The 2,075-nt window shown below is 57.9% G+C and carries 4 protein-coding genes; 1 reads left to right on the forward strand and 3 read right to left on the reverse strand.

Annotated features, from left to right (window positions below; all coding sequences use genetic code 11):
- Both BDIM_RS17025 and BDIM_RS18675 read right to left on the reverse strand, forming a co-directional pair.
- Nucleotides 1–193 (reverse strand): Rop family plasmid primer RNA-binding protein (locus tag BDIM_RS17025; protein WP_032354827.1); only part of this gene is annotated, 193 nt, incomplete at its 3' end.
- A 70-nt stretch (nucleotides 194–263) separates the two neighbouring features.
- A complete protein-coding gene (locus BDIM_RS18675) occupies nucleotides 264–527 on the reverse strand; it encodes a site-specific integrase (RefSeq protein ID WP_003660253.1) in 264 nt (87 codons plus the stop codon).
- Nucleotides 528–614: 87 nt separating this feature from the next.
- Between BDIM_RS18675 and BDIM_RS18625 the strand changes: the two genes are divergently transcribed.
- On the forward strand, nucleotides 615–743 hold the full coding sequence (locus BDIM_RS18625; RefSeq protein WP_001260374.1) for a type VI secretion protein: 129 nt from the start codon (nucleotides 615–617) through the stop codon (nucleotides 741–743).
- Nucleotides 744–798: 55 nt separating this feature from the next.
- Here the strand turns inward: BDIM_RS18625 and tet(C) are convergent, their stop codons facing one another.
- Nucleotides 799–1,989 carry a tetracycline efflux MFS transporter Tet(C) gene (gene tet(C), locus BDIM_RS03745; RefSeq protein WP_001297013.1) on the reverse strand — a complete coding sequence of 397 codons (1,191 nt, stop codon included), beginning with the start codon at nucleotides 1,987–1,989 and terminating at the stop codon, nucleotides 799–801.
- Nucleotides 1,990–2,075: the final 86 nt, after the last annotated feature.

Genomic DNA, 2,075 nt, shown 5'->3' on the forward strand with positions numbered 1-2,075 from the left:
CGAGGCAGCTGCGGTAAAGCTCATCAGCGTGGTCGTGAAGCGATTCACAGATGTCTGCCTGTTCATCCGCGTCCAGCTCGTTGAGTTTCTCCAGAAGCGTTAATGTCTGGCTTCTGATAAAGCGGGCCATGTTAAGGGCGGTTTTTTCCTGTTTGGTCACTGATGCCTCCGTGTAAGGGGGATTTCTGTTCATGGGGGTAATGATACCGATGAAACGAGAGAGGATGCTCACGATACGGGTTACTGATGATGAACATGCCCGGTTACTGGAACGTTGTGAGGGTAAACAACTGGCGGTATGGATGCGGCGGGACCAGAGAAAAATCACTCAGGGTCAATGCCAGCGCTTCGTTAATACAGATGTAGGTGTTCCACAGGGTAGCCAGCAGCATCCTGCGATGCAGATCCGGAACATAATGGTGCAGGGCGCTGACTTCCGCGTTTCCAGACTTTACGAAACACGGAAACCGAAGACCATTCATGTTGTTGCTCAGGTCGCAGACGTTTTGCAGCAGCAGTCGCTTCACGTTCGCTCGCGTATCGGTGATTCATTCTGCTAACCAGTAAGGCAACCCCGCCAGCCTAGCCGGGTCCTCAACGACAGGAGCACGATCATGCGCACCCGTGGCCAGGACCCAACGCTGCCCGAGATGCGCCGCGTGCGGCTGCTGGAGATGGCGGACGCGATGGATATGTTCTGCCAAGGGTTGGTTTGCGCATTCACAGTTCTCCGCAAGAATTGATTGGCTCCAATTCTTGGAGTGGTGAATCCGTTAGCGAGGTGCCGCCGGCTTCCATTCAGGTCGAGGTGGCCCGGCTCCATGCACCGCGACGCAACGCGGGGAGGCAGACAAGGTATAGGGCGGCGCCTACAATCCATGCCAACCCGTTCCATGTGCTCGCCGAGGCGGCATAAATCGCCGTGACGATCAGCGGTCCAATGATCGAAGTTAGGCTGGTAAGAGCCGCGAGCGATCCTTGAAGCTGTCCCTGATGGTCGTCATCTACCTGCCTGGACAGCATGGCCTGCAACGCGGGCATCCCGATGCCGCCGGAAGCGAGAAGAATCATAATGGGGAAGGCCATCCAGCCTCGCGTCGCGAACGCCAGCAAGACGTAGCCCAGCGCGTCGGCCGCCATGCCGGCGATAATGGCCTGCTTCTCGCCGAAACGTTTGGTGGCGGGACCAGTGACGAAGGCTTGAGCGAGGGCGTGCAAGATTCCGAATACCGCAAGCGACAGGCCGATCATCGTCGCGCTCCAGCGAAAGCGGTCCTCGCCGAAAATGACCCAGAGCGCTGCCGGCACCTGTCCTACGAGTTGCATGATAAAGAAGACAGTCATAAGTGCGGCGACGATAGTCATGCCCCGCGCCCACCGGAAGGAGCTGACTGGGTTGAAGGCTCTCAAGGGCATCGGTCGACGCTCTCCCTTATGCGACTCCTGCATTAGGAAGCAGCCCAGTAGTAGGTTGAGGCCGTTGAGCACCGCCGCCGCAAGGAATGGTGCATGCAAGGAGATGGCGCCCAACAGTCCCCCGGCCACGGGGCCTGCCACCATACCCACGCCGAAACAAGCGCTCATGAGCCCGAAGTGGCGAGCCCGATCTTCCCCATCGGTGATGTCGGCGATATAGGCGCCAGCAACCGCACCTGTGGCGCCGGTGATGCCGGCCACGATGCGTCCGGCGTAGAGGATCCACAGGACGGGTGTGGTCGCCATGATCGCGTAGTCGATAGTGGCTCCAAGTAGCGAAGCGAGCAGGACTGGGCGGCGGCCAAAGCGGTCGGACAGTGCTCCGAGAACGGGTGCGCATAGAAATTGCATCAACGCATATAGCGCTAGCAGCACGCCATAGTGACTGGCGATGCTGTCGGAATGGACGATATCCCGCAAGAGGCCCGGCAGTACCGGCATAACCAAGCCTATGCCTACAGCATCCAGGGTGACGGTGCCGAGGATGACGATGAGCGCATTGTTAGATTTCATACACGGTGCCTGACTGCGTTAGCAATTTAACTGTGATAAACTACCGCATTAAAGCTTATCGATGATAAGCTGTCAAACATGAGAAT

It is taken from the genome of Brevundimonas diminuta ATCC 11568 (assembly GCF_000204035.1).
Lineage (GTDB): Bacteria > Pseudomonadota > Alphaproteobacteria > Caulobacterales > Caulobacteraceae > Brevundimonas > Brevundimonas diminuta.

Coding starts and splice junctions, on each gene's coding strand:
- BDIM_RS18625 (WP_001260374.1), top strand. CDS start 615: ATGCGCACCCGTGGCCAGGACCCAACGCTGCCCGAGATGCGCCGCGTG.